Source organism: Exiguobacterium sp. s70 (genome assembly GCF_018618315.1).
GTDB lineage: Bacteria > Bacillota > Bacilli > Exiguobacteriales > Exiguobacteriaceae > Exiguobacterium > Exiguobacterium chiriqhucha.
In genome coordinates this window covers 64,643-90,805 of the sequence record NZ_JACSLV010000002.1, presented here as the reverse complement: position 1 = coordinate 90,805, position 26,163 = coordinate 64,643, and the positions used below count along the sequence as shown (strand labels likewise).

At 52.7% G+C, this 26,163-nt stretch carries 22 protein-coding genes; 8 read left to right on the top strand and 14 right to left on the bottom strand.

All coding sequences use genetic code 11. The annotated features are described in order from the left end of the window. Positions 1–2: 2 nt before the first annotated feature. From KNP84_RS05100 to KNP84_RS05075, 6 genes are all read right to left on the bottom strand, one after another. Positions 3–974 carry a YsnF/AvaK domain-containing protein gene (locus KNP84_RS05100; RefSeq protein ID WP_251131163.1) on the bottom strand — a complete coding sequence of 324 codons (972 nt, stop codon included), beginning with the start codon at positions 972–974 and terminating at the stop codon, positions 3–5. 235 nt (positions 975–1,209) lie between these two features. Next, positions 1,210–2,253: a LacI family DNA-binding transcriptional regulator gene (locus tag KNP84_RS05095; RefSeq protein ID WP_029595946.1), complete on the bottom strand. Its 1,044-nt coding sequence runs from the start codon at positions 2,251–2,253 to the stop codon at positions 1,210–1,212. A gap of 51 nt (positions 2,254–2,304) precedes the next feature. Continuing rightward, the gene (locus KNP84_RS05090) at positions 2,305–3,816 is read right to left on the bottom strand and encodes an alpha-amylase family glycosyl hydrolase (RefSeq protein ID WP_021066666.1); all 1,512 of its coding nucleotides are present in this window, start codon (positions 3,814–3,816) and stop codon (positions 2,305–2,307) included. A gap of 23 nt (positions 3,817–3,839) precedes the next feature. After that, the gene (locus tag KNP84_RS05085) at positions 3,840–4,673 is read right to left on the bottom strand and encodes a sugar ABC transporter permease (RefSeq protein ID WP_021066667.1); all 834 of its coding nucleotides are present in this window, start codon (positions 4,671–4,673) and stop codon (positions 3,840–3,842) included. 1 nt (position 4,674) lies between these two features. Next, entirely contained in the window at positions 4,675–6,030 is a 1,356-nt protein-coding gene (locus tag KNP84_RS05080) for a carbohydrate ABC transporter permease (protein WP_021066668.1), read from the bottom strand. 105 nt (positions 6,031–6,135) lie between these two features. Then, a complete protein-coding gene (locus KNP84_RS05075; protein ID WP_021066669.1) occupies positions 6,136–7,401 on the bottom strand; it encodes an extracellular solute-binding protein in 1,266 nt (421 codons plus the stop codon). A 371-nt stretch (positions 7,402–7,772) separates the two neighbouring features. Here KNP84_RS05075 and KNP84_RS05070 point away from each other — a divergent pair, with 371 nt between their 5' ends. Further along, positions 7,773–9,557 carry a glycoside hydrolase family 13 protein gene (locus KNP84_RS05070; RefSeq protein ID WP_021066670.1) on the top strand — a complete coding sequence of 595 codons (1,785 nt, stop codon included), beginning with the start codon at positions 7,773–7,775 and terminating at the stop codon, positions 9,555–9,557. Between the two features lie 156 nt (positions 9,558–9,713). Beyond that, a complete protein-coding gene (locus tag KNP84_RS05065; protein WP_021066671.1) occupies positions 9,714–11,072 on the top strand; it encodes an MATE family efflux transporter in 1,359 nt (452 codons plus the stop codon). A gap of 46 nt (positions 11,073–11,118) precedes the next feature. Here the strand turns inward: KNP84_RS05065 and KNP84_RS05060 are convergent, their stop codons facing one another. Beyond that, positions 11,119–11,853, bottom strand: coding sequence for an enoyl-CoA hydratase/isomerase family protein (locus KNP84_RS05060; RefSeq protein ID WP_021066672.1), 735 nt, complete (start codon positions 11,851–11,853; stop codon positions 11,119–11,121). A gap of 155 nt (positions 11,854–12,008) precedes the next feature. Between KNP84_RS05060 and ybaK the strand changes: the two genes are divergently transcribed. The 6 genes from ybaK (at position 12,009) to KNP84_RS05030 (ending at position 17,241) form a co-directional block, all read left to right on the top strand. Next, the gene (gene ybaK, locus KNP84_RS05055; RefSeq protein WP_021066673.1) at positions 12,009–12,473 is read left to right on the top strand and encodes a Cys-tRNA(Pro) deacylase; all 465 of its coding nucleotides are present in this window, start codon (positions 12,009–12,011) and stop codon (positions 12,471–12,473) included. A 20-nt stretch (positions 12,474–12,493) separates the two neighbouring features. After that, on the top strand, positions 12,494–13,192 hold the full coding sequence (pssA, locus tag KNP84_RS05050; protein ID WP_021066674.1) for a CDP-diacylglycerol--serine O-phosphatidyltransferase: 699 nt from the start codon (positions 12,494–12,496) through the stop codon (positions 13,190–13,192). A gap of 87 nt (positions 13,193–13,279) precedes the next feature. Beyond that, the gene (locus KNP84_RS05045; protein WP_021066675.1) at positions 13,280–14,032 is read left to right on the top strand and encodes a carotenoid biosynthesis protein; all 753 of its coding nucleotides are present in this window, start codon (positions 13,280–13,282) and stop codon (positions 14,030–14,032) included. Continuing rightward, on the top strand, positions 13,998–14,696 hold the full coding sequence (locus tag KNP84_RS05040) for a lysophospholipid acyltransferase family protein (protein WP_029595951.1): 699 nt from the start codon (positions 13,998–14,000) through the stop codon (positions 14,694–14,696). The genes KNP84_RS05045 and KNP84_RS05040 overlap by 35 nt, the downstream gene beginning before the upstream one ends. Continuing rightward, positions 14,693–15,760: a glycosyltransferase family 2 protein gene (locus tag KNP84_RS05035; RefSeq protein ID WP_215114425.1), complete on the top strand. Its 1,068-nt coding sequence runs from the start codon at positions 14,693–14,695 to the stop codon at positions 15,758–15,760. The genes KNP84_RS05040 and KNP84_RS05035 overlap by 4 nt, the downstream gene beginning before the upstream one ends. A gap of 14 nt (positions 15,761–15,774) precedes the next feature. Further along, the gene (locus tag KNP84_RS05030; RefSeq protein WP_215114424.1) at positions 15,775–17,241 is read left to right on the top strand and encodes a phytoene desaturase family protein; all 1,467 of its coding nucleotides are present in this window, start codon (positions 15,775–15,777) and stop codon (positions 17,239–17,241) included. 429 nt (positions 17,242–17,670) lie between these two features. Here KNP84_RS05030 and KNP84_RS05025 read toward each other — a convergent pair whose 3' ends face one another. From KNP84_RS05025 to KNP84_RS04995, 7 genes are all read right to left on the bottom strand, one after another. Further along, positions 17,671–18,510, bottom strand: a complete 840-nt coding sequence (locus KNP84_RS05025; RefSeq protein WP_215114423.1) for a phytoene/squalene synthase family protein — start codon at positions 18,508–18,510, stop codon at positions 17,671–17,673. Then, complete coding sequence (locus tag KNP84_RS05020) at positions 18,479–19,957, bottom strand: phytoene desaturase family protein (protein ID WP_215114422.1); 1,479 nt, start codon at positions 19,955–19,957, stop codon at positions 18,479–18,481. The genes KNP84_RS05025 and KNP84_RS05020 overlap by 32 nt, the downstream gene beginning before the upstream one ends. Continuing rightward, positions 19,954–21,480 (bottom strand): phytoene desaturase family protein, encoded by a 1,527-nt coding sequence (locus tag KNP84_RS05015; RefSeq protein WP_214830481.1) that lies wholly within the window; start codon positions 21,478–21,480, stop codon positions 19,954–19,956. Before KNP84_RS05015 ends, KNP84_RS05020 begins: the two co-directional genes overlap by 4 nt. A 73-nt stretch (positions 21,481–21,553) precedes the next feature. Beyond that, positions 21,554–22,555, bottom strand: a complete 1,002-nt coding sequence (locus KNP84_RS05010) for a class I SAM-dependent methyltransferase (protein WP_021066683.1) — start codon at positions 22,553–22,555, stop codon at positions 21,554–21,556. Between the two features lie 102 nt (positions 22,556–22,657). Further along, positions 22,658–23,038 (bottom strand): YisL family protein, encoded by a 381-nt coding sequence (locus KNP84_RS05005; RefSeq protein WP_029595956.1) that lies wholly within the window; start codon positions 23,036–23,038, stop codon positions 22,658–22,660. 144 nt (positions 23,039–23,182) lie between these two features. Continuing rightward, positions 23,183–25,741, bottom strand: coding sequence for a sensor histidine kinase (locus KNP84_RS05000; protein WP_215114421.1), 2,559 nt, complete (start codon positions 25,739–25,741; stop codon positions 23,183–23,185). Then, positions 25,738–26,100 (bottom strand): response regulator, encoded by a 363-nt coding sequence (locus KNP84_RS04995; protein WP_021066686.1) that lies wholly within the window; start codon positions 26,098–26,100, stop codon positions 25,738–25,740. The genes KNP84_RS05000 and KNP84_RS04995 overlap by 4 nt, the downstream gene beginning before the upstream one ends. Positions 26,101–26,163: the final 63 nt, after the last annotated feature.

The window sequence follows — 26,163 nt, the reverse complement described above, 5'->3', positions numbered from 1 at the left end:
AATTAGAGGCGGTCACGCTCGTCGCGACGTTTGCGATCGAGATCATGATCGCGATGGCGAAGGTCGTCTTCCCCTTCGATATGCGCTTCTTCTTTACGCAACGTCTCACGTACCGTTTCCGTATCTTTGACTTTCTCTTTGCCGACGATGATTTCTTCGGCAACGACATCTTTCTTCGTCACATCGACACGTTCTTCCGTGACCGGTACGCGAATCTCATCGCGGTCAGTCGTCGCATCGAACGAATGCCCCGTCGCTTCACGGTCCCCATCGACACGGCGACGTTCGACATACACTTCATCGTGCTCGACTTCGACATCGACGCGTTCTTCGCGTTCGACGACATCTTTCTCGACGCGAACTTCACCAGTCTGCACACGTTCCTTGTTCACAAGGAGACGCTCTTCGTGCAACTCGAGTTTCTGTTCGTCCGTCAAGTCCGTACGGTTACGGATGTCCTCATCCATATCGTTGAAGCGGTTCGAGTTGACGCCTGCACCTGTTGCACCGATGCCAGCACCGGTTACGCCAGTCCCTGTTCCGAAGTCACGCGCGGTCATATTGCCCGCTTCGTTACCTTCTGATCCGTAACCAGCTGATGTGCGGCCGCCTTCGAACGTATCGTTACGTCCGTCGTCAAACACGCCGTCATTCTTGTCGAGCAAGAGGACCATGCCGCCGTTTTCGATATCTTGGTGATGACGCGCCGTCTCTTCTTGTGAGAAGCCGAGTTTATCGAACGTGTGACGTACTTCGTCTCCGCCGTCTGCTACTCCGAAGAAACGATCGAGCCATGACGCTTTCGTTTCTTTTACTTCTGCATCCGTTTCGCCGCGAACCATCGAAAGGTTCGACTTATCTTTCACAACGACGTACAGATCGTCTTCGCGATGCCCTTGGGCGCGAAGCTCATCAATTTTTGACACAAGCTCTGACTCCTGATAGTAAGTGCCTACATAACGTTTGTTATCCATGATTGTATCTCCCTTTCAAATTCTTTATTTTTTTGGTTATTGGCTGGGCGGATTCGTAATGATCTGCCATTCGGCCGGTAATGTAGATGTTCCCTTGCAATTCCGTTTCATGCATTTCTTTCACGATTGTAATCTATTTGTAACGATATGACTTTTGACTGATTGATTCCGCTTCTATTATATGCATCCGGATTGAACATAAAAAAACCTCCCGCATGAAACGGAAGGTTTGACCTCATTCAACGATTTCAGTTTTCTTTTTCTGACCACATGACTGACGAACGACCAAATAATGCGGAACGATGACGCGTTTCCCGTAAGGTGGCGCGCTGTCTCCAATCTGTTCAATCAGACAGTTCGTTGCCTCGAAACCGAGGCCGAAGATGTTGATTTCGACCGAAGTGAGCGGCGGATTCGAATGTTCGGCGATGAAGACGTTGTTGAAACTGACGACGGCGACGTCCTCAGGTATCTTAAGCCCCATCTCACTGAGCGTGCTGATGACGCCGAGCGCCATCATATCGTCACTGACGACGACGGCTGTCGGTGGTTCCTCTAACTGGAGCAACTCCCGCACGGCTTTGGCCCCGCCCTTCGTCATGAACTCGGCACGAGCGATATAGTCTTCCCGAACCGGGATGCCCGCCTCCATCAACGCTGTCGCGTACCCGTTGCGACGATCTTGTGTGACGGCGAGTTTATCGGATCCCCCGATAAAGGCAATGCAACGATGGCCGAGGTTGTATAAGTGTTTCGTTACTTCACGCCCGGCCAAATAGTTGTCCGTGTCGACGTACGTAATCGAGGAGGCATCTCCAAACGGCTTCCCGACGACGACGAACGGGAATTTTGTCTGACGTAAGTATTGAACGACTTTGTCGTCTTCACGTGAGTACAAGACGATGACGCCGTCAACGCGACGGCCTTGGACCATCTCGATGACCCCCGACAAGACCTCTTCTTCGGTCACGCCCGTCGTCATGTAAAGCGAGTAACCGTTTTGGTGGGCTTTCGTACTGATTCCACGCAATACTTCAGGGAAAAATGGATTTTGAAGCGTTTTCGTCGCTGCGCTCGGCATGACGAGACCAATCGACTGTGTCGAGCGGTTGGCGAGACTTCGCGCGTGAATGTTCGGATGGTACCCGAGTTCTTCCATCGAACTGCGTACACGCTCTTTCGTTTTCTGACTGATACGCGGACTGTTGGCGATGACGCGAGACACGGTCGACGGTGCGACATTGGCGTGTTTGGCGACATCTTTAATCGTGATTTGCATGATGCTCCCCCTTGCTTCCGTTAATTCATAGTTCCCTATCACAGGGTATCGTCAGCTCGCGCTCTTGCGACGCTTCCACATGACCAATCCAGTCAAGAAAATCGGGATGGCGATGACAAGTAGACCGATCGTCCACATGTTCACTTCCGATTCTTCGACGATGTAGGCGTTCGCGCTTTCTCCTGCGAGCTTGATGGTGAACGTGCCACGTTTGTCGGTGACAAGTTGTGAGAACAAGAGACCACGAAGGCGTGTATCTTCCCCGACTTCGCTTACCTCGAATTCAATCTCTCGGTCCTCGGCGTTCATATTGATAGCGTACAAAGCGACATCGTCGCCGTCACGACGCTCGAACACGGCCATGCCGTCTTTCGAGGCGATCATGCGTTGTTCGCCGGTCGCGAAGACGGGATATTCCTCTCGCATCCGGTTCATCATCGTGACGTATTCATGGAGCTCTTCATTTCCAGGGAAATCGGTCATGGCCCGGTTCGCCGGATCGGCTCCGCCCTTTTGTGCGTTCTCCGTCCCTTGGAAGACGATCGGCATGCCTGGAGACGCATAAAGGGCGAACAACCCGAGGCGTAGGCGACGCTCGGCCGACTCGGCCCCGCCGAGTTCCGCGACGTGCATGAATCGTTCTACGTCGTGGTTATCGAGGAACGTCGCCATTTGGTTCGGGTCGTTGAAGAACGTCTCGGCGTAGCTCGCGGCCACGTCGATTTCGTCCACACTCGCCGACTTTTGCGTCATCGTCTTCGAGACGCGGTCGTAAAACGTGAAGTTCGTGATGCTGTTGAAGCCTAGGTCATCATATTCCGCGACGTACTGTGGATCCGGGTCGAACACTTCGGCCAACAGATAAAAGTCGGGGTCGACGGCCCGGACCGCTTTAACGAAGTCTTCCCAAAACGGTTTGTCGACGTGACGTACCGTATCGAGACGATAGCCGTCAATGCCGGTCTCTTCAATCCAATACGTGGCCGCATCGAGTAAGTAGTCTTTCACTTCCGGGTCTTCCGTTTTGAAGTCCGGCAAGTCGAACAGCCAGTGCGTCTCGACTTGTTCTTGATCGTTCCAAAGCACGATCGGCAACTCGTCATGGAACCAGTCCGGTCGTTCTTCGACCCATGGATGTTTCGGACCGACGTGGTTGACGACGAAGTCGAGGATGACTTTCATGTCCCGTTTATGGGCCTCGTCGACGAGTTCTTGCAAATCTTCTTTCGTCCCAAATTGGGGATCGATGTTATAAAAGTCTTTAATCCAATATCCGTGATAACCGTCCGGCATGTTCTCAAACACCGGTGTCAGCCAGACGGACGTGAACCCGAGCGACTCGATATAATCGAGCTTTTCAATCACGCCGCGGATATCGCCCCCGTGAAAGGCTTTCGGGTCATCTTTGTCGACCTGCGCGTTGTTGTCCGGATTCCCGTCAACAAATCGGTCGACCATGATAAAGTACATGCGTTCCTGTTCCCATGATGCTGCTTCTTTCGCTCCGACGATTGTTGGAAACAAAAGAAGCGACAGAAGAACGAGCACGACGCCTCGCCTCATATCGCTTCCCCCTTAAGTGAGTATTATCCTTTCGTACCACCGGCAGTGAGACCCGAGACAAAGTAGCGTTGGAACATGAAGAACAAGAGGACGATTGGAAGGGCCGAAAGGACGGCGCCTGCCGCGAACAACGTGAAGTTGTTGTCGAACTGTCGAGAGATCATGTTGTAAAGACCAACCGCGAGCGTCTGTTTCTCTGGTGAACGAAGGACGAGCGATGCCAAGATGAAGTCGTTGAACGGGCCCATGAAGTTGAACAAGGCGATCGTTGCGACGATTGGCTTCGCGAGCGGCAAAATGATTTGCCAGAAGATACGAAGGTGACCGGCACCATCCATCCGAGCAGCTTCATCGAGCTCTTTCGGAATCGTATCGAAATAACCTTTTGCCAAGTACGTGTTCATCGGGATTGCGCCTCCGGCATACAGCAAAATAAGGGCTGTGTGCGTATCAAGAAGGTTGAGCATGTTCAAGAGCACGTAGATGGCGATGATGGCAACGAATTGCGGGACCATCTGTAAGACGAGGAACATGACGAGCGAGTTCTTCCGTCCAACGAAACGGTAACGCGAGAAGACATAACCTGTAATCGTTACCAAAACGACTGAGAGCAACATTGTGATGACTGCAATTTTTAATGTGTTCACATACCATAAACTATAATCCGAAATAGATAGATCGAACAAGTTTTTATAGTGAATAAATGTCGGGTTCGACGGAATGATGGTCGATGTGATCGTACGACCCGGGTTGAATGACGTCCCGACCACCCAAAGCATTGGATAGAGAATGATGATCGACGCAAGCGTCAAGATGACATAAGAGAACGCCAAATTGATTCGTTTTTGTTTTTTCATATCAGATCATATCCTCGTCTTTGAAAGATTTTGTCCGACGGAACTGGATGACGGCAAGTGTCATGATGAAGAATGACAAGATGAGCGTAATCGCAGCCGCAAGTCCGTATTGCGGGTTGGCTCCGAGCGACAATTTGTAAATCCATGAAATCAAGATATCGGTACCACCGGCAGTTTGGCCCGGAACAGCCGGTCCACCACCGTTAAAGAGATAGATGATGTTGAAGTTGTTGAAGTTGAACGTGAACTGCGTGATGAGAATCGGTGCTGTTGCGAACAAGAGCATCGGCAATGTGATTAAACGGAACTTATCAAAGATGGTCGCACCGTCAATCGTCGCCGCTTCATATAAGTCACCCGGGATGGATTGAAGCACCCCAGTCATGAGCGTCATGATGAACGGGAAGCCGAGCCACCATTGAATCAAGATGAGCGCACTGCGTGTCGCCGTCGGATCGGTCATCCAGTTGATCGGATCAAGTCCGAACGCCGGAAGAATCGTCGTATTGAATACCCCGAACGATTCGTTGAACATCGAACGGAAAATCAAGATCGTGATGAACGCCGGTACGGCCCATGACAAAATCAAGATTGAGCGGAACAAGCGACGGAAACGAAGACCTTCTTGGTTCAAGAGGACTGCAAGGAAGATCCCGATGGCGATGACACCGACCGTCGAAGCGACTGTCCAGACGAGCGTCCAACCAAGAACGCCGACGAACGTGTCACGGAAAATATCAATTTCAAAGATTCGTGTGAAGTTCTCAAATCCGACCCATTCCACGAGTTTCGCCGGTGGTGCGTTGTTGTAGCGATAGTTCGTGAAGGCGATCAAGAATGTGAAAATCAATGGAAGAATAACGGTGAAGACGAGCAAGATGAGCGACGGAATTAACATCAGGTATGGGAATCCGTGGTCGCGCAAGTTGCGAAGTTGCACTTGGAACGTTGCAACGTTTAGGTGCTGATCACGAATGCGACCGACTCGGTAAGCGTCACGAATGTTCCAGACGTAGAACGCGATTCCGAAGAAAAGTAAGATCAATGCGACAATACCTTCTACCATCAAGAAGATGGAATGGTCGTTACGAGGTCCTGCCACTTCGCCAAGCGTGATCAATCCCCAAAGGCCGCCACGGTCGCCAGGTCCAGCGCCTGCTCCTTTGAAAAAGAGATCGTAGTTTACTGCAAAATAAGACATGATGACAATAAAGAAAGCGATCGCTTTCGCTTTTTGGTTGTTATAAAATTGACCGGCTCCCGGAATGATCGAGAGTAATGCAGCGTTCCGAGCATGATTGGTCGGTTGTTTGTCCGGACGTTGATCCGGCGTTTTCGGGTTCGCAATTGAAGCCATCCTCAATTTCTCCTTTCAATTTGAGCAAATCAATCGAGCAAGCGTTTGCTCAATTCTAGAAAATGAGGGGGAACGCCAGTCGGCGTACCCCATCATTTCTTGTCCTTATTGGTTGTTCGCTTGGATTTGTTGCTCGATGACTTTAACAGCATCGTCAGCTGATTTTTGTGCATCTTGCTTGCCAGTTGCTACGAGCTGAAGTGCTTGTGCCATTGGCTCCCAAACTTGTCCCATTTCAGGAATGTTAGGCATTGGGATTGCGTTCGTCGCTTGATCGAATACCGCTTTCGCAACTTCGTTCGACGTGATTGTCTCATTCGACTCGAGTGCTGCTACTGGTGGAATCTCGTTGTACGCTTCGAACATTTTCAATGCGTTCTCTTCGTTCGTGAGTTCTGCGAGGAACATTTCAGCCCACTCTTGGTTTTCTGTGTAAGCAGAAAGTGCGTATGTCTTCACGCCCATGAACGTCTTGATTGGCTCACCGTTTGGAAGTGTCGGCAATGCAGACGCTCCAAGGTTGACGCCAGCATCTTGGTAACCAGCTACGGCCCATGGTCCGTTCATGACTGTGTGTGCTTTCTTCTCAGTGAAGAGTTGGTCCATCGCTTGGCCACCAGACTCGCCGATCAACCCTTTAGGGAAGAGGCCTTCTTGGTACCATTTGCCGATGTAGTCGAAGCCTTCAACTGCGCCTTCGTTGTTCAAACCGATGTCAGTTGGGTCGAGCGCGCCGCCGTCTTCTTTGAAGACGTAACCGCCGAAGCCAGCCACTACACCGTGAGCGAAGTAGAAGTTATCCCAAAGACCGAGGAAGCCGTACTCGCCTTTGTCTTTAAGATCTGTAGACAACTTGTACAAGTCGTCCATTGAAGTAGGAGCTTCTGATACCAAATCCTTGTTGTACATGAGGACTGGTGTTTCAACTGATTTCGGATAGCCGTAAGCTTGTCCGTCGAACATGACAGCCGATTTCGAAGCGTCTGTGAACGCTTCAAGTGCGCCTTCATCCGTAAGTGGAGCCAAGTGACCTTGGTCAGCGATTGTTCCGATTTGGTCGTGTGGTACGAGAACGATATCAGGACCTTTACCAGCTGGGCCATCAAGCGCCAACTTGTCTTTTTGATCCGTCATTTGGACTTCAACGACTTCAACTGCGACGCCGTGTTCTTCTTCAAACGCCTTCGCAACTTCTTTCGTCGTTTCCGACTTTTCAATATCTTCCCAAATTACGATTTTTTCTGGCTTGTTCTCGCTAGAAGAACCGCCTTCGTTAGTAGAACCGTTGTCCGTACCGCCACCACATGCAGCAAGTGCACCGAAAGCGAATACTGCCGTTGAAAGTCCTGCTACCATTTTTTTCATCTTCATGATGAAAAACCTCCCCAAGGAATAGTATGGTCAGATTTGCGCAATCGCACTGGCCTACTGATTTTAAACAACTCCGCTACAGAATCAGTAGGTTAGTGAAAACGTTTGCATCCTCACCTCAATTTTTATTATACAGTTGTGTAAGCGTTTTACAAGACTTTTTTTTAGGAATTTTTCCTGCTGTTGTCCCATTTATCTCTTTTTGAACTTTTTGTAGGTGTTTTTCTTATGAAACAAGGAATCGAACGATTGACAAAATGTAAACGCTTTATTAACCTTTGCTTGAGCAAACGTTTTCACAACTGATGTTTCTTTTCTGAACAGACAGTGTAAAATGGTAACAACCCTAAGAGAGAAAGGAACGATTTCATTTGATTAAAGAAGCTATCTATCATCGCGCCATGTCCCCTTTCGTGTACAAGTACGACCGAGAAACGATACATATTCGATTCCATACGAAAAGAAATGATATCCAATCTGTTGACTTAATTTGGAATGACCCATATGACTGGCATTCGGAAGACCCGGCCATGTGGAACTTCGATCCGGACAAGCCGAGCTTCTGGCGCACGTTCGAGACACCGATGGAAAAGATCGGACACGACGACCAATACGACTATTGGTTCATCGCCATCAAGCCGCCATTCCGCCGGCTCCGTTACGGCTTCCGTCTCCATGACGGTAATGAGACGGCCGTCTATACGGAAAAAGGTTGGTTCGAAGATAAGCCGCTCGATGATACGGGCTACTATTTCTGCATCCCATTCATCAACCCGGTCGACATCTTCCATGCCCCGTCGTGGGTGAAAGATACGGTCTGGTATCAAATCTTCCCGGACCGGTTCGCGAACGGTGACTCGTCACTCGACCCGGAAGGCACGCTCCCGTGGAATAGCACCGAGCCGACAATCACGAACTTCTTCGGCGGCGACTTCCAAGGGATCATCGATCATATCGACCACATCGTCGACCTCGGCATTACCGGCATCTACTTCTGCCCGATCTTCAAGGCGACGACGAACCATAAATACGATACGCTCGATTATATGGAAATCGATCCTCAGTTCGGAACGAAGGAACAGTTCAAACAACTCGTCGACCTTCTGCACGAGAACGGGATTAAAGTCATGCTCGACGCGGTCTTCAACCACGTCGGGTACAATCACCCGTGGTTCCTCGACGTCGTCGAGAACGGACCGCAGTCGGAGTACCGGGACTGGTTCTACCTTCGTGACTTCCCGATCGAGACGACACCGAAGCCGAACTACGATACGTTCGCGTTCGAGAAGAACATGCCGAAAATCAATACGGAGCACCCGGCGCTAAAAGCTTATCTATTAGAAGTCGCGCGCTATTGGGTCGAGGAGTTCGGCATCGACGGCTGGCGTTTGGACGTCGCTAACGAAGTCGATCATGCGTTCTGGCGCGACTTCCGGAAAGCCGTGAAACAAGCGAACCCAGAAGCGTACATCCTCGGTGAGATTTGGCATGACGCGCAGCCGTGGCTTCAAGGCGATCAGTTCGATGCGGTCATGAACTACCCGTTCACGAACGCGAGCCTCAACTATTTCGCGCTCGACCGGACGTCCGCTTCCGAGTTCCGGGATGAATTGACGCGCGTCGAGATGATGAACACGACGAACGTGAACGAAGTGACGTTCAACTTGATTGATTCGCACGACACGCCGCGCGCCCTTACACGAGCGAAAGGACATAAAGGAAAGTTCAAGTTGCTCATGACGTCGATGCTCACGTACACGGGCAGCCCATGTATCTATTACGGGGATGAAATCGGGCTCGAGGGTGAACAAGACCCGGGCTGCCGTCGTTGTATGCCGTGGGATGAGACGCAGGAAGACCGGGAGCTGTTCCGCTATATCCAAAAATTGATTCGACTCCGCAAAGAGCACCCGGTGCTCGCCAACGCCGGCTCGTATCGCTTCAACCTCGTCGATAACGAGTCGAACGCACTCATCATTGAGCGTTGCACGAAAGACGAGACATATTTGATATACTTCAATAACTCAGAGACGGTATCGAAGCTGAACCCACTCTGGCATACGGGAAGCGCTTACGATTTGCTTCACGACCGCGATGTAGACTCACTTGAAGTCGAACTCGCACCGTTCAGCGCCACGATTTTGAAAATGAAATAAATTCGGTTTTGCACCCGTTTCGGCGGGTGTTTTTTTTGTTGAAAATAATTTGCTAAATCCCTTTCTTTTTCATATCAAAAGGAGTAACATGACCCTTGTGATTTTGACAACGTAAATATTTCATAGAGAGAATTGTAGAAACAAGGGAGAATACACATGCCGAATAAAAACACCGAACAGCTCAGTTTATTTAAAATATCGTGGCCGATCTTCATCGAGCTCGCGCTCCATATGGGGACCGGGATTATCGCCACGCTCATGCTGGCCCATTACTCCGATGCCGCCGCTTCTGCCGTCGGCGTCGCCAACCAAATTTTGAACGTTTTCTTAATCGTCTTCAGCGTGACGTCGGTCGGCGCGACCATCTTGATCGGTCAAGCCATCGGCGCCAATCGGATGAAGAAGAGTCGCGACTTTGCCCGTTCTGCCGTCAGCTTGAACATGTGGCTCGGCGTGATCATGGTCGCCGTCGTGTTCTTGTTCGGTGAGACGTTCCTCCGCCTGTTCGGTCTATCGGATGAGCTGTTCGACCACGGTCTCTTGTTTTTACAAATCGTCGGGTTGTCGCTCTTCACCGAGGCGCTCATCATGGCGCTCAGTTCCGTCCTCCGGAGTCACGGGATGACGAAACATGCGATGCTCGCGACGCTTCTCATCGATATCATCACGGCCATCGGAGCCATGATTGCCGTCATGGGTTGGTTCGGCCTCCCGGTGACAGGTGTCGCCGGTGTCGCCTGGGCCATCGTCATCGCCCGTTTCTCGGCGATGGTACTCTTGTTCTGGATCGTCAAGAAGCGACTCATGCTCCGCTTCCCGCTCAAAGAATTGATTAAGCCGCAACGCGATGATATCCGTGCCTTGCTCCAAATCGGGGTACCATCGGCCGGAGAGAACTTGTCGTATCAGTTCTCGCAAATCATCATCACCGGTTTCATCGCCACGATGGGTGAGGCGTCCCTCGCCGCCCGCGTCTACGTCATGAACCTTTCGATGCTCGCCTTCTTGTTCACGGTCGCCGTCGCGCAAGGGACGCAGCTGTTGATTGCCCGTGACATCGGCGGGAAACGGTTTAAAGAGGCGTATACCCGCGCCGTCAAGACGTTGAAGCTCGCCATGTTCGCATCACTCGTGGCCTCACTCGGACTCGCCGTCTTCGGTAAGTCGTTGCTCGGCCTGTTCACGTCGAACCCGGACATCATCGCCGTCGGCGTACCGATTTTATGGGCGACGCTCATCCTTGAGCCAGGTCGTGCCATGAACATCGTCTTGATGGGCTCGCTCAAGTCGGTCGGCGACGTTCGCTTCCCGGTCATGATTGGAATCGCCTCGATGTGGGGCGTCGCCGTCGTCTTCAGTTATTTGTTCGGTCTCCAGATGGGGCTCGGCGTCCTCGGGATTTGGCTCGCCTTCTCACTCGACGAGTGGTTCCGCGGTTTCTTCGCCTTCCGGCGCTGGAAATACGGGACGTGGCAACAAAAAGGCTTCCAGTTCGAACCGAAGCCAACTTCATAACCAATCAAAAAGAAGCGGTCGCTGTGACCGCTTCTTTTTTTATCGATTATCGATTTAAGAACGCCTGCATCGCCTGGCGATGAACGTCCGTCTGCCCACATTTCCGTTGCCAGATAATCTCCTGCTCGAGCCCGTCCTCGAACGAATCGGCCCGGAACAACGCCTTCATGCCTTGCACCGCCGTCGGTGACTTGGCTGCGAGCGTCTCGGCGTATGTCGTCAACCGTTCCAAGTACGCCTCATCCTCGACGAGCTCCGTAACGAGACCGAACGTCTCGGCCTGTTTGGCGTCAATCGTGCTGCCGCTCCACATCCAAGCGAGCGCGAGATCTGGCCGCATCAAGCGTCGCAAATGGTACGGTCCCCCCGCGTCGGCGACGAGACCGATTTTGATGAACGCCGAACTGAACTTCGTCGACCTTGCGACGAGCCGGACGTCCGCGGCGAGCGCCAGACTGAGACCCGCCCCCGCGACGACCCCATGAATGCCGGCAATGATTGGTTTCGGACAGTCGGCAAGCGCCCGCACGAGCGGATGATACACCTCTTCTAAATACACTCCATAGTCGGCGTCACTCTCAATCGTCAAGTCCTGTCCCGATGAGAAGGCACGCCCTTGCCCGACGAGCACGATGACGTGGACGGCCTCATCCGCCACGAGCTGCTCCATCGCTTCCCTCGCCTCACGAAGCAACGTTTCATTTAATGCGTTCAATTTTTCCGGCCGGTCCCATTTCAGCCAGCCGACCCCGTTCCGCTGTTCCAGTTGAATCGTTTCCATCCTAATTTCCCCCTTCATGATAAAATGAATCACTGTTCATTTCTCTATCGTGGATTCTGTTTCCTTCTTGTCATGAAAACTTTCCGAGTTCGATTGCCCGACGCTACCACTATTTGCTATTCTTAAAAGAGTCGTTCAACGAAAGGGTGGGACTGATGCAACTGACAAACGCCGCAAGACAACTGAAACAACGGAACGTCCCGTTCACGTATCACACATATGAAGTGGACGAGTCCGACGTCTCGGCCAAGCATGTCGCCGCATCACTCGGTAAACCGCTCGACCAACTGTATAAAACGATTTGTCTCGAGAACGAGCAACGCCGATTCGCCTTCTTTTTGATTTCAGGAGAGCTCGATATCGACTTAAAAGCGGCCGCAAAAGCCTGGGGTGCCAAAAAGGCGTCGCCCGTACCGATGAAGGAACTCGAGGCGCTAACCGGGTACATCCGGGGCGGGGTCTCGCCAATCGGTGCGAAGAAACGATTCCCTGTGTTTCTTCACGACAGCGCCAAACGAAAAGACACGATTATCATCTCGGCCGGAAAACGCGGCTATCAACTCGAACTCGCTCCGGCTGACTTGCTCGGATTCACGGACGGTCGCTGGTTCACTCAATAACAAAGATGGAGGCAATACCTATGTGGAAAGAACGAATCCGCTCGTGGATTCCTAACTCATTTACGTTCGGCAACTTGTTCTGTGGCGTCTTGGCCATCGTCTACGCGGCGCGCGGCGACTTTTCGAACGCGACGTTACTGATTATCATCGCCATGATGCTCGACAGTCTCGACGGACGGCTGGCCCGTATGCTCGGAGTGGCCGGTGACTTCGGGAAAGAACTCGACTCGCTCGCCGATGTCGTCACGTTCGGGGTCGCCCCGGCGTTACTCGCCTACTACACGTTCTTTATCGATTACGGCAATTACGGCCTCTTCTTCGCCGCCCTATTCCCGTTGTTCGGCGCTTACCGCTTGGCCCGCTTCAACTTATCGGCGACGAACGTCACGGCCAGCTACTTCTCAGGCGTCCCGATCACCGCGGCCGGCGGACTGCTCGCCGTCGTGACGACGTTCGGGGACCAGATCAATGAACTGCTCACCCCAATCTTTTTCACGGGTCTCGCCCTGCTCATGGTCAGCCGCGTGCGCATCCCGAGTTTCAAAGATGTGCCGCTCCCGCGCCATTCGTTCATCATCACAGTCAGTCTCATCTACTTGACGTACATGATTTTCGCCCGGTGGAAAGAATGGCCGTCGTTCTGGTTCATCGCCGTCACGTTCTACGTCTTATTCATCGCCTTCTCGTTCGTCAAGAAACGAAAACGGATGGCAAATTGATGGGTCCCTCTCGAGGGGCTCTTTTTTTGCATGCATTTATTAGACGGATGTCACAAACCTCTCTAGAATGGTAATAGAGGTGATGAAATGAAAGTGTATCCATGGATTTGGAAATGGTTTTTAGTTTGGTATGTCATCGGGGTCGTCCTCGTTGGCTTTGATTTGTTGCCGAGTTGGCTCGAATGGGCAAACCCGGTATTCTTATGGCTCGCTGGGGCCATCGGCGGTTGGGTGATTGCGGACGGCGTCCGTCACGCCCGCTGGATCGTCCCGTTCATCTTCTTCGGCTCAATCGCTGTCGAGACGCTCGGTGTCAAAACCGGGTTCCCGTTCAGCGAGTATATCTATGCCGAGGCGTTCGGTCCGACCGTGTTCGGTGTACCGGTCACAATCGGTGCGGCCTGGCTCGCCGTCATCGGCTCGAGTTTTGCCGTCGCCCGCTTGTTCTCGTTCAAGAACCGCACGCTCTGGCTCGTCCCATTCCTCGCTGTTTGGCTCGACATGGCAATCGATCCGGTCGCCGCGAACGTGAAAGGCTATTGGGAATGGGCCAATGACGGTTTGTATTATGATATCCCGACGCAAAACTTCGTCGGCTGGTTCGGACTGTCGCTCATTTTCTCTTGGTTACTCGACCGGTTTGAAGTCGAGGCGGAACCGATGTTGCTCGGGCACGGCCGTTATTTGTTCGTCATGCTTCACGCCTTGTTCGGAGTCACGGCCGTCAACGCCGGTCTCTACGGGATCGGTGTCCTCAGCCTCGTGACCGCCGCAGGTCTCATCTTGATAGAACGGAGGAGCCGTCATGATCGAAGCGAGCAAAAAGAAATGGTTCAATAACCTGTTCTCGACGTTCGTCAAAGAGCGTCAAATCCGTCCGTTTTTCCATACGATTCACGTCCGGGCCGATGACGTGCCGACACCTGGATTGTTTTTGAGCACACACAGCTCGTGGTGGGACGGGATGATTCTGCTCATGTTGAACGAATATTATTTGCGTCACGACGTCCACGTCTTGATGGATGAGGATGGACTGCGCCGCTTCCCGTTCTTCCGCCACTTAGGCGCGTTCTCCATCAAAAAAGGCAAACTATCGGACGTGCGCGCCTCGCTCGACTATGCCAATCGGCTGTTACTCGCTGGCAAGTCCGTCTGGGTGTTCCCGCAAGGACGTGAGTATCCACAGGAGCATCGCCCGCTCGAGATCGGTTCCGGTGCAACGATGCTGATTCACAATCCAGAAGTCCGGTTGTGCGCCATCTATTATACGTTCGCGTCCCACGCCGCCCCGCTTGTCTATGTGCGGTTCCGCAACCATACGGTCGTCTCTAAGACGCGACGTGACCAAAAACAAGAGCTCGCCAAAGCACTTGAGCGACTATATGACGATACGCGCGACGACGTGATCGCACAATCCGACCGCTATATCGAGCTGTTCCCTCCGAAGCGCAGCTTGGCGGATTGGACAGAGCACGTGCTCCAACTCGGAAGAGGCCGCTCATGATTCTGTTCGTCATCACGTCCCTGATGCTCGTCTTCACGCTGGTGAACTTGCTATTCCTCCGGCCGCTCACCGCTCCGGCCCCTGTCCCTTCGACCGCGATTTGCATCCCGCTTCGGAACGAGGAGCGGAACGTGCCGAAGCTCGTCACAAGTTTAAAGGCCGCCTTGACGGATGAATGTCACGTTTATTTGTATGAGGACCGGTCCGAGGACGGTACATATGAGGTGCTCGTTCAAGCGATTGCGGGCGATTCCCGCTTCACCATCTTCCGTGGGGTGCCGCTCCCGGAAGGCTGGGCCGGTAAAGTCCATGCATGCCATCAGTTGGCGACCCGGACGACCGAGCCGTATGTATTGTTCCTCGATGCCGACGTGACGATCGACCCGACGTTCATCGGTCGACTTCACGGCACACTCGCCCGCGAAGGAGCGGTCTTCTTGTCCGGCTTCCCCCGTTTCCCGACACCGACTTGGCTCGGGAAACTGTTGATTCCGATGCAGCACGTCTTAATCGCCCAGCATTTGCCCCTGTTTTGGCGAAAAGTCCGTCATCCTGCCTTCGCCGCGGCCAACGGGATGAACGTCCTCGTCGAGCGGGCGAGCTACGAGGATGTCGGAGGGCATGCCTCGATTCATGATTCACTGATTGACGACATCGATCTCTGCCGCGAGTTCAAACGTCGGAAAAAGATCACGTCGCTCGTCAACGTCTCGCCGTATATCACGTGTGACATGTATGCGACGAATGAAGAAGTCTGGAATGGGTTTTCAAAGAACGTATTCAAGGGAATGAATGAAGCAGTGGGCATCGCCCTTTATTTCTTTCTCTACTACGGCATCCAGCTGTCTGCTTTCATCGTCTTTCTCGTCCGCATGGACTGGATTTCATTCTTGGCGTGCGCGTTCGTTTTGCTCGCGCGCCTCGCCATCGATGTCAAATCGGGTGGCCGCCAATTTTGGCTCCACCCGTTCAGTCTCATCGCCTACTTGCTCCTTTTGTCGAGCGCGGTCGTGCGCAAATGGCGACGGAAGCCGATTTCATGGAAAGGCCGGACGTATCAATAATTAGGAGGCATACTATGAAACATATCGCCATTATCGGGGCCGGTCTCGGCGGCTTGAGTGCCGCCGTCACCTTGGCCGCCCGCGGTTACGACGTGACCGTCATTGAAAAGAATGAGCATGTCGGTGGGAAGCTCATGCCGATTATCACCGATGGACACCGCTTCGACTTCGGACCGAATACGATTACGATGCCGGACGTGTTCCGCTCCGTCATCCGCAACAGCGGCGCCAACCCGGATGACTATTTTGAGCTCGTCAAACTCGAGTCGCACACGGTCAACCACTTCTCCGACGGTTCGACGTTCACATTCGATTCGGACCGCGAAAAAATGGAAGCTGAGGTGCGCCGTCTGACCGGCGACAAAGCCGATAAAAATCAATTGGCCGCTTACTTAGACGAGGCGGAAAAACTGTTCGAGATTGCCAATCACCGCTTCTTCACGCGGATGGACTCGAAAATCGATACCGGTCTTTGGGCCGACATGATGAAAGTGCATCCGCTCAAGAGCCTGCATGCGCTCCATAAAAAATACTTCAAGGACCCGCGCATCATCCAAGCGCTCGACCGGTATGCGACGTATATCGGCAGCAGCCCCTACGTCACACCGGGCACGTTCGCGCTCATCTCGCATCTCGAGCTGAATGACGGCGTCTATTTCGCCAAAGGCGGGAACTGGACGATCGCGAAAGGCTTCGCGAAACGGGCGAGCGAGCTCGGCGTCGAGTTCCGGCTCGACCATGAGGTGACGAAAATCGAAGTGACGAACGGGAAGGCCCATGCGGTCGTCATCGACCACGAAGAGGTCATGTCTTGCGATGCCGTCCTTCTTAACGGGGAACTGCTCACGCAATATCCGCGTCTCGTCGACGCGATGGACCGTCCCTCGTTCCCTGTACCGACACGCGACACGATCGAGCCATCGGTGTCCGCTTTCGTCATCATGATCGGCTTGAACAAACGATTGAACCTCGCCCATCACAACGTCTATTTCTCAGACGACTACGAGGCCGAGTTCCGGGCCTTGTTTGAAGAGGAACGCTATGCCGATGAGCCGACGATCTATATCTCGAACTCGGCCCATACCGACCCGTCAATGGGAGAAGCCGGCGATAACTTGTTCATCCTCGTCAATGCGCCGGCCCATATGACCGATATCGATGCCGAGACGTATGAGCATTTGATTCGTCGACGGCTCCGCACGTTCGGTGTCGATTGGGAAGACAGCGATGTCTTGTTCCATCGCCGCGTCACTCCACTCGATTTGACCCGTGATTTTTACGCCTATTACGGAGCGTTGTACGGGACGTCGGCCAACTCGAAAAAAGGAGCGTTCTTCCGTCCGTCGGCCCGCTCCGAAGACGTCTCAAACATCTGGTTTGCGGGCGGTTCGACCCACCCTGGTGGCGGTAGCCCGATGGTGACGCTTTCAGGACAATTCGCGGCGCGATCGATGTTAGAGGACATACCTCTGACAATTTGAACATTTTGTGAACAGAGGATTCGACACTTGTCGACACGGGACAGACGTGATAATATCATATTCGAGTTCAAGCAGTTTTGTAACGTTAGTTACACCTGTAGCGATCGAATGGCTTCCCCGAGCCTATCGCGTTTTGAACTTGTCACACCCGAGAAAAAAGTGATGAGCGAGTTTCCCCACTCGTATCCCGCAGCTGGAACAGCATGCATCTGATGTTCCCCCTTAGTCCATCAAGCATCCTGCTTCAGCGAAGATGCCCCATTGTTTCATTCCCCATGAAACGAGGCACATCTTTAGGGTTCATCACGTCCGATTCGTTCGTTTCCCCGATGAACGAATCACATAACGCTTACACCACTTTTGGTCCCCCGCCAAAAGTGGTTTTTTTGTGCGCAAAAAAGGCAGCCGTCTCAAGACGACCGCCCTTGCTTATAATCTGGCCAACAGTTTGCCTTTTTGAATCGTCGAGACATACGCCCGCTTCGTGAAGACGTCATGCCCGTTCTGCCGGGCCGCATCTAAAATTCCTTCATAGAGGAGCGCTGCCGCCGCGACAGGCTTCCGGCTCGTCACAGGATACAAGTGATGCGTCTCCCGGGCGCTGCTGTATAACGCTTCCGCGCGACGGGCCACTGTCTCCCAGACGTCGATGAACGCCGGAGTCACTTGCCGCGCAAACAAATCGGCTTCCGCGACACCGAACTCGGCGAGCAACGATTGGGGCACATAAATCCGGTCCCGATCGAGGTCTTCCCCGACGTCGCGCAAGATGTTCGTCAACTGCATGGCAATTCCTAAATCGATGGCGCCTTGCTTCAATTGCTGGCGTCCAGCCGCATCGGCGTCCGGCGCGAGAATCGGTAACAGCATCAAGCCGACGGTGCTGGCCGCGTAATAGCCATACTGCTCCGTCTCCTCGAGCGTCGCATAGCGCGTCTTATGTAAGTCCCATTTCATGCCTTCGGCCAACTCGAAGAACGGTTCGACGTCCATGTCGTATCGCTTCCAGACATCCTCGAGCGCCACCCAGAGCGCATCCGGCAATGGTTCGCCCGCCAAGAAAAGATCGAACTCGGCCAAAAAATGCGTCAAACTTTCCTCGGGGCTGTCAGATTCGTCGACCGCGTCATCGAGTGTCCGACAAAACGTATAGACCGCAGCCACGGCTTGGCGGTCAGGTTTAGAGAGCAGGGAAAAGGCCCGATAGAACGTGAGCGAGCCTTTTTTCATTACGTCTTCACATTGACGATACGCTTCTTGTGTCGTCATGGTACAATGCCCCCATTTCTTCTTCCATTCTTTTCACTAACAGTTGCGAGCCGATCATGACGATCGGAACGCCTCCGCATGGATGGACCGATGCCCCGACCGCATAGAGACGGTCGATCTGGGCATACGGACGGGCCTGCGGTTTGAACGCGGCCGATTGGGCCAATTTCGGGGCGATGCCGAAGCTTCCACCCTCGAACAAGCCGAATCGTTCCGCGTCCATCGGCGTCCGGACTTTCATTTCCAAGACACGGTCTCTGAAATCGGGCACCATCCGTTCGATGCGGCCGATCAAATGCTCGATCGCACCGCTCGCTTCGAAGTCTTTCCGTTCCAATTTACGCGGTACCGGTACGAGTACGTACAGCACACTCGTCCCCGTCGGCGCGAGCGAGTCATCGATGAGGGACGGATTGAACGTATACATCGCTGGATACTTGCTCAGTTTACCATCTTCGAAGATGGTCCGCATCGACCCGGCGAAATCAGTCGGCAAATCGAATTGGTGGACCGGCAAGTCGATGTCCCCGTTCACGGTGAAATACAACAAGAGCGTCCCACTCGACGGTTCATACGACTTTGGCTTGACGCCATCAATCAAGCGTTCCATGAGCGGGAAGTCGCCGTTGACGACGACCGCATCATACGGATGGACGACTCCGTCGACGACGACCGCATCCGCCCGACCTTCGGCGACGCGGACGCGTTCGACGTTCGCGTTCAGCTTGAACGTGACGCCCCGGCGCTTCAACTCTTGTTCTATTTTCGTCGCCAGCGAGAAATATCCTCCTTTGACGTACCAAATCCCTTCTTCTTGCTCCCGATACGGAATCAAGCCATAGAGGGATGGCGTGTCATACGGGTTGCCGCCGATGTAGAGCGTTTGCAGACTATAGGCGACACGAAGACGTTCGTCCTTAAAGAAGCGTTTCATGTTCTCGTGGGCCGTCTCATACGCCTTCAAGCGCATGAGGAGCATCAATAACTTCGGCTCGAACAGATCCGTCTTGCTCTTATAGCCCCGGTCCAAGAACGCGTCGAAGCCGAGGCGATACTCTTCTCGTTTTTGGGCCATATATTTTTTGAATCCGGCACCCTCGTTGAAAAGACGGTCGATTTCGGCCGCCTGGCGCTCGATATCGCGATATTTAAAGAACGTCGTCCCATCCTCATAACGGAGGCGATAGAGCGGGTCGACTTCAAGCAGTTCGAGCTCACGTTCCGGGAACCCGGCTTCTTGAAGCTGACTTTTCAGTTTCCCGGGTAACAGGACGATGGTCGGCCCCTCATCGACGCGGGCGCCGTTCTCGAATTCGACATAATTGAGTCGACCCCCGACGCGGGATTCTTTCTCATAGATGGTCACGTGTAGCGACGGATATTTATGGGTCAGGAGCAAGGCCGCGTAAAGCGACCCGATTCCGGCACCGACGAAGCTGATGTTCATTGGCCGACACCTGCCCGGTCACGCAATAGGTTCGCCGTGATCCGCGCCGACTCAAAAATCGTCGGCAGTCCGCTGCCTGGATGAGTGCCCCCTCCGACGAGCCAGACGTGATCGAGTTCCTCGAACTGATTGTGCGGACGGAAATACATCATCTGCGATAAGTTGTGTCCGAGATTGAACGTGGCTCCTTCATATACACCGAACGCTTCCCAGTCGTTCGGCGTGAGCGGCTGCATGACCTCGATATGGTTACGAATGTCGCGATACGGTGAACGCGTCTCAAGCGCATCGAGGACACGTTCCGTCATCGTCGCCTCGAGCTTCTGCCAAGGCAAATTCGACAGATTATTCGGGACCGGCACGAGGACGTAGAGTGACGATTTACCGGCTGGCGCCAGCGTCGGATCAATGTTTGACGCGTTCTGCACGTAGAAGGAGAAGTCTTCACTCAGCTTCAAGTCTTGCGTCATCTCTTTCACGTTACGCTCGTAGTCGTCTGCGAAATGAATTGAGTGATGGGCGACGTCGTCATAGACGCGATCGAGCCCGAGATAGAGCATGAACGTCGAACACGAGTAGCGCTTCTTCTTCAGTTGTTTCGGACTCCAACGAGTGAGCGCATCACTCGGGACGAGCGTCGTCATCGCATGGGCGAAATCGGCCCCGACAATCACTTCATCGAACGCGTAATGCACGTTGTTCGCCACGAGACCGTTAACACGTTTCCCATCGAGCAAGAGACGGTCAACGCCTTCTCCGAGACGAATCTCGCCGCCCTCTTCTTCGATGACGCGCGCCATCGCTGTACATAGTTGGTTCACGCCGCCAATCGGATGATGGACGCCGTAGGCATGCTCCATATACGACAAAATCGAGAAGCCGCCAGGACAATCCCAAGCCGACATCCCTAAATATTTGGCTTGGAACGTGAAGGCGTACTTCAGCTCCTCGCTCGTGAAATATTCCGATAACACGTCATATAACGATTTACCAATCGACAAGAACGGCAACGCCTTCAAAACACGTGTGGCCACGTAATCCGTCAGCTTGTCATGCGCCGTCTGCAGGACCGGCATCAACTTCGACAGCTTGATGGCTTGTTCGGCCATGAAGCGCTCATAGCCTTCCCCGTTCCCAGGGAACTGCTCTTCAATCGCCTGATGCATTTGATCGCGGTCGGTCGTCATCGACAGTACCCGGTTCCCTCGATCGAAATAAAGGTCGTACATCGGTTCAAGGCGTTTCATCTCGACGTAGTCATGTAAATCGCGACCCGTCTCTTCGAAAATCTCTTCTAAAATATACGGCATATTTAAAAAAGTCGGGCCACGATCGAACGCGAATTCTCCGACTTGAAGACGAGACGTTCGTCCACCGACGAACGCCTGCTTCTCAAATACTGTTACCTTCACACCACGGCTTGCGAGCAGCATCGCAGCCGCAAGTCCTCCTGGTCCGGCACCGATCACGGCGACTCTTTTTTCCGACACGTTGAACAACTCCCTATGTGAATAGTCTCTTATGCTTCTATCTCATTATAGAAATGACTGGAGACAAGTTCAAATTTGAATCGGCTCGTCGTGTGTCCGCCATGTGTCAATTGCCGCGCTCGGCAATGACGATATACCATGATCCTTCCGGGATGAATGGGATAAAGCGAATATTTTCAAAGCCGACTTGCTGCATTTGACGGCGCAACTCTCGAATTGTCGGTAACGGATGCAAGTTGTCGTGGAGGGTCATGAACGCATTGAACGCCGAGGCAAACCGAGAGCCGAGCGGCGTCTCTGCGAGCGGAGTGACGAGGACGGCAACACCGGACGCCTCGAGGTTCTCGAGCATCCGTTCGAGCAATTCGATTCGTTTTTCTGGCGAGAAGTAATAGAGCATGTTGTTCATCATGACGGCATCGAACCGGTCCTCATGATCCCATTCCATGAAATCGGCCACTTCGTAACGAATATCACCTGACTCATCCTGCTCCCGGGCTTCGGCGATGACGTCCTCTTCTAAGTCAATCCCGGTCAACTTCCACTCTGGTTCGAGGCCATGCAGTTTACGCAAGTAACCACCGTGCCCGCATCCGATATCGAGCATCGTCTTCACGTCGGCCTGACGCAACAGTTGTTGGACGACTGGGAAAGCGACCGTCTCGACGAGCGTCGACGTCTGTGCAACGACCTGTCCATGCGTCGCCCCATCGAACGTCTTCTGTTTGCCCGACTCTAAAAAGTCAGGGTAAGCGATGAGCGCCGGGATATGCAGCTCCATCATCTCTTGCAGCATGAAACCGATACTGCGCTCATCCTCATGCGACAATTGATATTTCAAACTACGTGTCGGGAAGTAACGCCAGCCTCTCTTCTTCAAATGACGAACGGCGACCCCCACTTCAAGCCAACGCTCCAGCGCGAGTTTCGTCAACGGTTGCTTCAAGCGAAGCGTCATCTCCGCAAAGCTGGCCCCGCCTTGGAGTGCATCGAACAATCCATATTTATAGCCGATATATCCGTGCCAAAGCGGCAGGAACGATTCCGTTTGTTTCATCCATCTTCGCGCGTGCAAGACGCGTGACCATTCATTCATTTGTTGTTCCATCATTTCACCTCATCATCGTTATCACTGATTTTTTTATTTTCCCCTAATAATTTACGGACAAACAAAAAAATCCCACTCCGATGTGCGGAATGGGAATCAACCTTAAATGAAATTGCTAAAGAACGACTGTCCGTATGGCAACGCATAGCCGATGAAAATCGTCACGAGTGCAAGTACGACGAAACCGCCGAACATCGCGTTCGCTGGTTTTTTCTTCTTCACACGGATGAGCGTCATCTCACCGAAGATGAGCGTGAGCAGTCCGACCGTGATTTTCACGTGATAGAACATGCCGCCACCGTTCAATTGTAAATACAAATAAAGTCCTGTGCCGAACGCGACGAGCAACATGAGTCGAAACACCATGTGGGCAATCTTCCCGCTCTTGTTCGCGTTCTTATAGCCGACGTAGGCGACAGCGAACAAGACGAGTAATAAAATCCAGCTCGTGACGTGCGTGTGTAGGAATGCAGTCAATGGCATTCAAAGTCCCCCTTTCCATTATGTACAATCTCTATTGTACACGAGTCGCTCGCTTTACGGTCAAGCGGGTGATTGAAAAATCTTCGCTTCCACCAAAAAGGCGCCCCATCGATGATCGATAGGCGCCTTGCGTTGCTGACGTGATTAAGCTGTCGTCGTTTCTTGTTCACGGACGGCGTATTCATAACTTGGAATGACGACCGTGAACGTCGAGCCTTGATGCTGCACCGACTCGACATGAATCTGACCGGCGTGACCGCGGACGATCTCCTGACAGATCGGAAGGCCGAGTCCGGTACCGCCGATTTCACGGCTGTCCGAATTGTCGACACGATAGAACTTGTCGAAGAGTCGGTCGAGCGCATCGCTCGGAATCCCGATTCCTTGGTCTTTCACTTTAATCGAAATGGATTGGTCGTGATGGGCCAGTTCGACTGTGATTTTCCCGCCACGCGGCGAATACTTCACGGCGTTCGAGAGCAAGTTACTCATCAACTGTTTGAACTTCTGACAGTCGGCGAACAGTTCGTACGGGCGGTCATCGGCTGTGACGAGTTCGAACTGGTGTTTCAACGATGACGCCTCATAGAACGTCATCATATCGCGAATGACCGGCTCGACGTCGAGCTGTTCGCGGTCATACATTTGACTGCCGGCTTCCATCCGTTGTACGTCAAGGAAGTCGTTGACGAGATGCGTCAAGCGCTCCGTCTCGGCATGAATCGTCTGCAAGTATTTCGCTTGCTTCTCGTTCGGCAACTGCTTCTTGACCATGAGCTCGGTGAACCCATAAATCGAAGAGAGCGGGGTCCGTAATTCATGGGAGATGGTCGAGATGAACTCGCTCTTCAAGCGCTCCGCCTCGGTCTCGCTCGTGATGTCACGGAAGACGAGCAACGTTCCTTTCGATAACCCGCCGACGACGATGCGTTCCGCATACATCTGTAAGTTCATCTCCCCTTTACGGATCGAGAAACTCACGCTGTCATGCGGGAAGTCGTCCGTGAACAAACGATCGGTATACTTCAAGAAATCGTCTTCTTGATCGACTGTCGTTGAAATCGTCTCGCGCCATTCGTTCCATGATAGTTCCGCGAGTTCGCTCGACGTGATGTCGTCAAGCTCAGGGAACATCTCATAGAGCGGACGGTTGACGAAGACGTCATCGGTCGAGTGTTCGACGTAAATGACCGCCTCGCGAATCGAGTCGAGAATCCGTTCCGTCTTCCCTTTCTCACGGGTCATCTCTTCAAACAGACGCATCCGGAGAAGTGAGAGCGACAACTGACGGGCGAACGACATAATGTCGCCCATCTGTGTCTGCGTGAAGCGGTCTTTATAACGAACGAGATAGATGAACGCGATAATCGAGTCATCCGTCGGATCATGGACCGGCACGGCCGTCTCATACATATAGTATGGATACGGGAGCGGATGGTCGCTCGCGACTTGTTTCGACGAATGGACGGTCGTCCGCAGTGTCATCGCCCGCGTCAAGACCGAATTCTCGCTATCGAGCAATTGACGCGTGAGCGTCTCGTTCAAGCCGTGGCTCGTGATCGAGAATGAACCTGTCGCATCGACGAAGACGAGCGCGCCGACTTCTGAGTCGGTGATGGCGACGAGCTTCTCGATAATTTCTGGATAGGCCGTCAGTGAATCGCGGGCCGCGAGCGTCTCGGTCAATTCGTTACGATAAGCCAAGTGTTGCTCGTTCTGTTGCGTCTGCTCCAAGATCTCTTCAAGCTCTTGCTGTTGCGCTTGAAGCTCTTCTTGTTGAGCAATCAACTCTTCTTGTTGCGCTTGCAACTCGTGGTTCTTCTCAATCAAGTGACGTTCGTTGTCACGAAGCGTCTCGGCCATTTTGTTGAACGACCGTGACATCGTCCCAATCTCATCTTCACGCTCCATCTGGTCGCTCAAATCGACGATCTCGCCTTTAAGCAGACGGTCCGATGCGATCGAGAGACGTGAAATCAAACGCGTTTGACGGCGCAAGAACGGTTGGATGAACAATAAAATCAAGGCCGCGAACGACAAAATGCTCGCAATCCACAAGAACTGAAGAATGTCGTTATTCAACTTCCAAGCGTCATACACTTTTTGTTTCTCGCTATTCATCAAGTCCTTATAATCGGATAAGGCCGTCTCGATCTGTTGAATCGGGCCGAGCGTATCGATGCCACGCTCTGGGCTATACGGCACGACGCCCTGTTCGATCAAACGCTGGGCTGTCGGCAACGCCAACACCGTCTCTGGGTCGATGGTCGTCTCGGTGATTTCACCTTCTGCCCGCAATTGACCGTACTCCGTCGTCACCGGAAGGATGACACCGAAATAGAAGTCATGAAACTCTTGCAAATCCTCCGCGAAAATCTCACCTTGTTTCGTCTGGACGACGCTCTTGAACCAGTTAATCTCTTGTTGGAACTCGTTCTCTTTCGCCTTGGCCCGCTCAAGTGCCTCGGTATCCCCAAACAAGAGGAAGCCACGAGAATCATATTGAGCGCCTTGCCAGTCGTCCCAAAGCACGTTCAACCGGTCAATCCGCTCATCGACATCTTGTAGTCGTTGTTCGTTCGCCGCAACCCGCTCTTCCATGTACATGTACATGAAAATTGAGCCGACGAGCGCGAGCGCGAGGAACGAGTAGAGGACGACCATGAGGTCGCGACCGAGTTTTTGTTTAAACCATCTGTTCAATTCACGATGCCTCCTATAATCTTCACCAATTCAAGTGGACTGAACGGCTTCGAAATAAAGTAGTCGACGCCAATCTCATTCGCGCAATCACGATCAGATTGTTGGCTCTTCGCCGTGAGCATCATCACTTTCGTATGTTGACGTCCTGGCAGTTTTCGTACTTTCTCAATGACTTCAAGACCGGTCATGCCTGGCATCATATGGTCGACAATCACGAGGTCGTACTCGTTCTGTTCGATTAGCCGATAGGCTTCAAGGCCGTCTGGCGCTTCATCAATGTCATATCCTTCATCTTCTAATGTATCTAAAACAAGCATGCGTAATACTTCTTCATCTTCTGCTAGTAAAATTTTTACCATGACGATTCCTCCATTTTTTATCCCATTCCATTATTTTAACGGATTCAGTTCGTAATCACAAAA